Source organism: Streptomyces indicus, assembly GCF_900100315.1.
Taxonomy (GTDB): Bacteria; Actinomycetota; Actinomycetes; order Streptomycetales; family Streptomycetaceae; genus Streptomyces; species Streptomyces indicus.
On sequence record NZ_FNFF01000003.1, the window covers coordinates 215,471 to 221,687 of the forward strand.

8 protein-coding genes and 2 tRNA genes are annotated in these 6,217 nt (G+C 71.5%); 5 read left to right on the forward strand and 5 right to left on the reverse strand.

What is annotated here, in order from left to right; translation table 11 throughout:
- The first annotated feature begins 132 nt into the window (after window positions 1-132).
- A complete protein-coding gene (locus BLT97_RS10460; protein WP_003987206.1) occupies window positions 133-546 on the forward strand; it encodes an SsgA family sporulation/cell division regulator in 414 nt (137 codons plus the stop codon).
- Window positions 547-869: 323 nt separating this feature from the next.
- Window positions 870-1,436, forward strand: coding sequence for a CGNR zinc finger domain-containing protein (locus BLT97_RS10465; protein WP_093608542.1), 567 nt, complete (start codon window positions 870-872; stop codon window positions 1,434-1,436).
- Window positions 1,437-1,469: 33 nt separating this feature from the next.
- Here the strand turns inward: BLT97_RS10465 and BLT97_RS10470 are convergent, their stop codons facing one another.
- Together BLT97_RS10470 and BLT97_RS10475 are read right to left on the reverse strand one after the other, a co-directional pair.
- A complete protein-coding gene (locus BLT97_RS10470) occupies window positions 1,470-1,667 on the reverse strand; it encodes a hypothetical protein (RefSeq protein WP_245769246.1) in 198 nt (65 codons plus the stop codon).
- A 170-nt stretch (window positions 1,668-1,837) separates the two neighbouring features.
- The gene (locus BLT97_RS10475; RefSeq protein ID WP_093608544.1) at window positions 1,838-2,281 is read right to left on the reverse strand and encodes a hypothetical protein; all 444 of its coding nucleotides are present in this window, start codon (window positions 2,279-2,281) and stop codon (window positions 1,838-1,840) included.
- Between the two features lie 179 nt (window positions 2,282-2,460).
- Between BLT97_RS10475 and BLT97_RS10480 the strand changes: the two genes are divergently transcribed.
- Window positions 2,461-2,982 (forward strand): DsbA family protein, encoded by a 522-nt coding sequence (locus BLT97_RS10480; RefSeq protein ID WP_093608545.1) that lies wholly within the window; start codon window positions 2,461-2,463, stop codon window positions 2,980-2,982.
- Window positions 2,983-3,045: 63 nt separating this feature from the next.
- Here the strand turns inward: BLT97_RS10480 and BLT97_RS10485 are convergent, their stop codons facing one another.
- The 3 genes from BLT97_RS10485 to BLT97_RS10495 form a co-directional block, all read right to left on the reverse strand.
- Window positions 3,046-3,867: a GNAT family N-acetyltransferase gene (locus tag BLT97_RS10485; RefSeq protein ID WP_093608546.1), complete on the reverse strand. Its 822-nt coding sequence runs from the start codon at window positions 3,865-3,867 to the stop codon at window positions 3,046-3,048.
- A gap of 90 nt (window positions 3,868-3,957) precedes the next feature.
- Window positions 3,958-4,773, reverse strand: coding sequence for an aminotransferase class IV (locus BLT97_RS10490; protein WP_093608547.1), 816 nt, complete (start codon window positions 4,771-4,773; stop codon window positions 3,958-3,960).
- Entirely contained in the window at window positions 4,770-5,789 is a 1,020-nt protein-coding gene (locus BLT97_RS10495) for a chorismate-binding protein (protein WP_425442683.1), read from the reverse strand. Before BLT97_RS10495 ends, BLT97_RS10490 begins: the two co-directional genes overlap by 4 nt.
- A gap of 172 nt (window positions 5,790-5,961) precedes the next feature.
- On the opposite strand from BLT97_RS10495, the gene BLT97_RS10500 reads away from it, so the two are divergent.
- Window positions 5,962-6,034 (forward strand) — tRNA-Gly (locus BLT97_RS10500).
- Between the two features lie 40 nt (window positions 6,035-6,074).
- Window positions 6,075-6,148, forward strand: a tRNA-Cys gene (locus BLT97_RS10505).
- Window positions 6,149-6,217: the final 69 nt, after the last annotated feature.

Here is a 6,217-nt window from a genome sequence, read left to right on the forward strand (position 1 = left end):
GACTCCGCTGTACGAGCGACCAAAATCGACTCAAAACCCTCAGAGGGGTTTACAACGGCACCGTAGGTGGCATGTCGATTTCGCCGACGTGCGAATCCCCGAGCGCACACTGAGCGAAAGGCCCTGGCGCTTATGAACACCACGGTCAGCTGCGAGCTGCACCTGCGCCTCGTTGTGTCGAGCGAGTCCTCACTGCCTGTACCCGCAGGACTGCGGTATGACACGGCCGATCCCTACGCCGTGCACGCCACCTTCCACACCGGAGCGGAGGAGACCGTCGAGTGGGTCTTCGCCCGCGATCTCCTCGCCGAGGGGCTGCACCGCCCCACCGGCACCGGTGATGTCCGTGTCTGGCCGTCCCGCAGTCACGGTCAAGGCGTGGTCTGCATCGCCCTGAGCTCCCCCGAGGGCGAGGCCCTGCTGGAGGCCCCGGCGCGGGCCCTGGAGTCGTTCCTGAAGCGGACCGACGCCGCTGTGCCCCCGGGCACCGAACACCGCCACTTCGATCTCGATACCGAGCTCTCGCACATCCTGGCCGAGAACTGAGCCAGGCCGGGAGCAGCCCGGCGCCGTCCACTCGGGGAGACGGTCCGGGCCGTACAACCGCATACAGGCAGTGACCGGCGCCGTCGCCGCGGACCTCCGCGGCGGCGGCGTCGTTGTCGTGGGATCGAACGTGGCTGCCCCGTTGCCGCGGGAACGTCCGCGGCGTCCGCACCGTTGTCGTGAGCACAAGCCCGTGCATTCCGGGCGCCGGGCATGCCCGCGACGGGCCTGGGCAGGCGGGCAGAGGCCCGTGGCGGGGTCAGCCGCTAGCATCGGCCAGCAATCGGCGGGCAGCAGTCCGGCCTTCATCGCAGGGAGCGAATGTGCTGATCACCCACGACACCCGGTGCGCGCTGGACGCCGTGGTCGATCTGGTGAACACGGCGCCCGATGACGGGAGCGCCGACGGGATCGACAGTCTTTCCTTGGTGTCCGACCTCGAGGACTTCGTGCGCGAGCACGACATCAGCGGTGTGGGTGTGCTGACGGAGCGGGATCTCGAGGCGGTACGGCAGATCCGCGAGCGGTTCTGCCAGGTGTTCGCGGCCGAGGACGCGGCGCGGGCCGCCGCGCTGATCAACGAGCTGGTGGCCGCGGCGGGCACGACCCCGCAGCTGACCGACCACGACGGCTTCGACTGGCATGTGCACTACTTCGCGCCCGGCGCCTCGGTCGCGGACCACCTTGCCGCCGACTGCGGGATGGCCCTGGCGTTCTTCGTGGTCGCGGGCGAGCAGGAGCGGCTGCGGCGCTGCGAGGCGCCGGACTGCCGGCGCGCGTTCGTGGACCTGTCGCGCAACCGTTCGCGGCGGTACTGCGACAGCCGTACGTGCGGGAACCGGCTGCACGTCGCGGCGTACCGCGCGCGGCGCAAGGAGGCCGCGGGCTGACCGTCCGGCGGCCCGGCCCGCGGCACCCGCGGGTCAGAGCAGGAACAGGTCGTGGATCGCCGCCGCGAGGAGCAGGCAGCCGATCACGCCCAGGAAGATCATCAGCGGGGGCTGCGAGAGCGCGAACAGACAGCCGCGCGCTTCGGGGGCGGGCCGTGCCTCGGGGGTGGGCGCGGAAGGCGCCGACGGGGTCGCTGGTGGTGCGGGGGCCTGGCCCCGGGTGGTGTTCATCTCGGGGCGATGATGACGCACCGGGAGGGGCGCAGGGGGCTGAACACACCTACAGATGTGGGGAGTTCGCCGTTTCGCGTATACCTATGCGCGCACCCGTAACCACGCGGCGCGAGGCTGTTCGCGGGGCGCGGCGCGAAGAGCGGTGCCTTTCGACGTCCGCCGCGGAGTCAGATGCCGTGCTTCTTCAGGATCGCTTCGATGTCGCTGAAGTCCTCGGCCGGTTCGGCGGCCTTCGCGCGCGTGGCCGGCTGGGCGCCGGTGCGGCCCTGGCCGAGCGAGGGGGCCGAGGCCTTCGGCTCCACGGCCTCGCGACGGCCCGCCTTGGCGGCCTTGCGCTCCTTGCGGCCGCCCACGCCCGTACGCCGCTCGACGGCCCGGCTGGTCATGAACAGCACCCAGGACAGGCCGAGGATGCCGACGCCGACCCAGGTGGACGGCTTGAAGACCAGGTCCGAGACCCACTCCACCACACCCGTCATCACGAGTCCGACGGGGATCAGGGAGTAGGCGGCGATCCTGGTCGCGGCCAGGAAACGCTTGCGGTACGCGGTGATCGCGGCGATGCCCAGGCCTGCCGCGGACACAGCGGAACAGATGGTCTCGGCAAGCATCCGGCCCTCCAGCAAGGGGTGCGGTCCTCGGCGGTCTCTCCGCGCGGCGGTCCCTTCCATCGTGCACCGGTCCGGGGTCCGAGGGCCACGATCCCGGGCGACCTCAGGGAGAACTCCGGGTTCTTCTCCTCCGCAGGTCCGGGTTGGGGCGGCGCGCTTGCGACTGGGAGACTGGCCCCATGAGCGACTCCGTCCCCGCAAGCCCCGCCCCTGCTGTGCTCAACCTCTGGTGCGAGCTCCAGTGCCCCGACTGCCGCACCGCCCTCGACGACGTCCGCGCCCTGCGCGAGCGCTACGGGGACCGCCTCGACGTACGGCTGCGGCATTTCCCGCTGGACAAGCACAAGCACTCCTACGCCGCGGCGCAGGCCGCCGAGGAGGCCTTCGAGCTCGGGCAGGGCTGGCCGTTCGTGGAGGCGGTGCTCGCCCGGGTCGAGGAGTTCGACGCGAAGGGCGAGCAGCTGCTGTTCGACGTGGCGCGCGAACTGGGCCTGGACGCCGACGAGTTGGACACCGCCCTCGTCGACGGCCGGCACACCCTGATCGTGGACATCGACCAGGCCGAGGGCAAGGCGATCGGCGTGACCGGCACGCCCACGTACGTCATCGACGGCGAGCGGCTCGACGGCGGGCAGAGCCAGGACGGGCTCCGCGAGCGCATCGAGACGATCGTCGACCGGGTGCTGGGCGAAGGCGCCTGAAGATTTGATTCTGGCCCCGGGTCCGGTGGGACGGAAGCGTCCGACCGGACCGGGGCCGACGGCTCAGAGCGGCTTGTAGACGGTGTGCGAGGTCGGCACGTAGCCGAGGGACTCGTACAGACGCAGCGCCGGGGTGTTCTCCGTGAAGACGTTCAGGGCGATCCGGGCCGCGCCGGCCGCACGGGCGTCGCGTTCGGCGAGCTGGAGCAGGGTGCGGCCGTGGCCCCGGCCGCGGTAGGCCTCCTCGACCTGCACCCAGTACACGTAGCGGCCGTCCTCCTGACCCGCGACCCAGATCGTGCCCGCCACGTCCTCGCCGTCCAGGAGGCAGGTGATCCACATGTCCGGCGTACCGAGGCCGTCGGGCAGCAGCTGCGCGTGGTCCGCCTCGGACTTGGCGTGGGCCGCCTCCTCGGACAGGCCGCGCTCGATCCACGTCCGTACGTATTTGGCCTTGGTGTCCTCGAGCCAGGCCGGGTACTCCTCCTCGGCCATCGGACGTGCGCGGCACCCCTCGGGCAGGACCGGCGCGGGGCCGATGAGTTCCTTGGCCATGGCGCGGTTGCGTTCGACGTAGCCGAGTGCGGCGGCCAGGCGCAGGGCCACGTCCGCGTCGGCCGGTATCTGCGCCTCCACGCGCGTGCAGCGCCAGCTGCGCAGCACTTCCTCCGCGGCGAGCGCGGCCACCGTGCCCCGGCCGCGCCTGCGGTCCGGCTCCTCGATGTGCAGCGAGCGGATCCGGCCCACGCTCGGGCCGTACGCGGGATGGGTGGCGAGCTCGACGGAGCCCACGGGGCGGCTGTTCACACACACCTGGAACGGGCGCGAACGGGCGCCGTCGGCGCTGCGGTGGAGCGGCGCGGTGGGCCGCAGGGTCGTGGTCATCACACGAGTTCTACCCAGGGCCGGGGGCCTGCGTCATCCCCCGGCCGGACTCGGTCCACATCGCCGTACCTGCGGGCCGAGCCGTCGGGCCTACGGGTCCAGGTCGTCGGCCGCGCGCTCGTCGAACGCGCGCATCGCCTTGGCGGTCACCGGTCCGGGCACCAGCTCGCGGTCGTCCACACGGTGCACGGCCTGGATGTCGCGCAGGGTCGAGGTCAGGAAGACCTCTTCGGCCTCGGCGAGCACCTCGAACGGCAGGTCGGTCTCCTGCGCACCGGTCCACTCGACCGCGAGGGCCCGCGTGATGCCGGCGAGGCAGCCGGAGGCGACCGGCGGGGTGTGGATCTCGCCGTCGAGGACGACGAAGACATTGGAGCCGGTGCCCTCGCACAGCCGGCCCACCGTGTTGGCGAACAGGGCCTCGCTGGCGCCGTGTTCGTGCGCCCGGGCCAGGGCGACGACGTTCTCCGCGTACGAAGTGGTCTTGAGGCCGGTCAGGGCGCCGCGCTCGTTGCGGGTCCACGGCACGGTGATCACGGCGGTGCTGTCCGGGCGGCGGGAGGTCTCGCCGAGTGCGACCACCAGGGTCGGTCCCGCGTCGCCGCGGTCCGAGCCGAGCGGCGAGAGGCCGCCGGTGTACGTGATGCGCAGGCGGCCGAGCGGCATCGGGTTGGCCTCGACCACGGCGGCGCACGCGCGGCGCACCTCGTCGAGGTCGGGCTCGGGCAGACCGAGGCCGCGGGCGGAGCGGGCGAGCCGGTCGAGGTGGCGGGTGAGGGCGAACGTCCTGCCCTCGGTCGCCTTCACGGTCTCGAACACACCGTCGCCGACGGTCAGTCCGTGGTCGAGGACGGAGACCCGCGCCTCGTCGTGCTCCTGCAGGCCGCCGTCGAGCCAGATCTTCACGAGTGGTTCCCTCCGCTTGCTCCGTACGTCCCCGATGCTACGGCGAGCAGTCGGGACGCCTTCAGCTCGGTCTCCTGCCACTCGCGCTCGGGGTCGGAGCCCCAGGTGATGCCGGCACCGGTGCCGAAGCGCAGCACGCCCTCGGCGCGGTCGATCCAGAACGTGCGGATCCCGACGGCCAGTTCGCCTCTCCCCCGGTCTGCGTCCACCCAGCCGATGCCGCCGCAGTACGGGCCGCGCGGCGAGGTCTCCAGTGCCTCGATGATCCTGAGCGCGCTCGACTTGGGCGCTCCGGTCACCGAGCCGGGCGGGAAGGTGGCCGCGAACAGCTCGGGCCAGCCCGCGCCCTCGGCCAGCTCGCCGCGCACCGTGGAGACGAGGTGGACGAGGCCGGGGTGCTTCTCGACCACGCACAGCTCGGGGACGGTGACCGAGCCGGTGGCGCAGACGCGGCCCAGGTCGTTGCGTACGAGATCGACGATCATCACGTTCTCGGCGTGGTCCTTCTCCAGGAGGTCCGCCTCGGTCCGTCCCGTGCCCTTGATCGGCCCGGACTCGACGATCCGTCCGTCGCGCCGCAGAAAGAGCTCCGGTGAGGCCGTGGCGATCTCCACGCCGTGCTCCGGGAGCCGGATCGTTCCTGCGTACGGCGCGGGATTGCCGTGGGCCAGCTCGGCGGTGAGGGCGTCCACGTCCGCGTCGGGCCCGATCGGTGCGCTCAGGACGCGGCAGAGATTCGCCTGGTAGACCTCGCCGGCCGCGATGTGCTCCCTGATGCGCCGCACGCCCGCCGTGTAGGCCTCGCGGTCGAGCGAGCTGGTCCAGGCATCCGCCGACGGCCCCTGCCAGCGTCCCGCGCGGACGGGAGGCGCTTCGCGTACGTCTCCGAAGCGGGCGCAGACGAGGCGGCCCTCGAAGTCGGCCGAGACGGCCCAGAAGCCGGTGGAGTCGAGGGCGGCGGGGTCACTGGTGACATCGCGCAGATCGGTGGCGATGAGGCCGCCGAGGCGTGCCATGGGAGCGGGGTCGTGCACGGCTGTGAGTCTATGACCGGCTCCCCGCGGCCGCCCCGGGGCCGCCGCGAGCCGGTGTCAGCGCAGCACGCTGCGTAAACGAGTTTTTGTACTGGCCCTGGAATCCGCTACAGTTCAACACGTCGCCGGGACGCGAAAGCGCCCCGAGAGACAGGCGAACGTAGCTCAGTTGGTAGAGCGCAACCTTGCCAAGGTTGAGGTCGCGAGTTCGAACCTCGTCGTTCGCTCGGAAGAGCAGGGGGATCCTTCCCGAACCCCCACACTCCTGGTGGAGTGGCCGAGAGGCGAGGCAACGGCCTGCAAAGCCGTCTACACGGGTTCAAATCCCGTCTCCACCTCCAAGGACGATTAGCTCAGCGGGAGAGCGCTTCCCTGACACGGAAGAGGTCACTGGTTCAATCCCAGTATCG

Excerpts from the sequence above, each read along its gene's own strand:
- BLT97_RS10475 (WP_093608544.1), bottom strand. The coding sequence starts at position 2,281 with ATGCTTGCCGAGACCATCTGTTCCGCTGTGTCCGCGGCAGGCCTGGGC.
- BLT97_RS10470 (WP_245769246.1), bottom strand. The coding sequence starts at position 1,667 with ATGAACACCACCCGGGGCCAGGCCCCCGCACCACCAGCGACCCCGTCG.
- BLT97_RS10460 (WP_003987206.1), top strand. The coding sequence starts at position 133 with ATGAACACCACGGTCAGCTGCGAGCTGCACCTGCGCCTCGTTGTGTCG.
- BLT97_RS10480 (WP_093608545.1), top strand. The coding sequence starts at position 2,461 with ATGAGCGACTCCGTCCCCGCAAGCCCCGCCCCTGCTGTGCTCAACCTC.
- BLT97_RS10485 (WP_093608546.1), bottom strand. The coding sequence starts at position 3,867 with ATGACCACGACCCTGCGGCCCACCGCGCCGCTCCACCGCAGCGCCGAC.
- BLT97_RS10495 (WP_425442683.1), bottom strand. The coding sequence starts at position 5,789 with ATGGCACGCCTCGGCGGCCTCATCGCCACCGATCTGCGCGATGTCACC.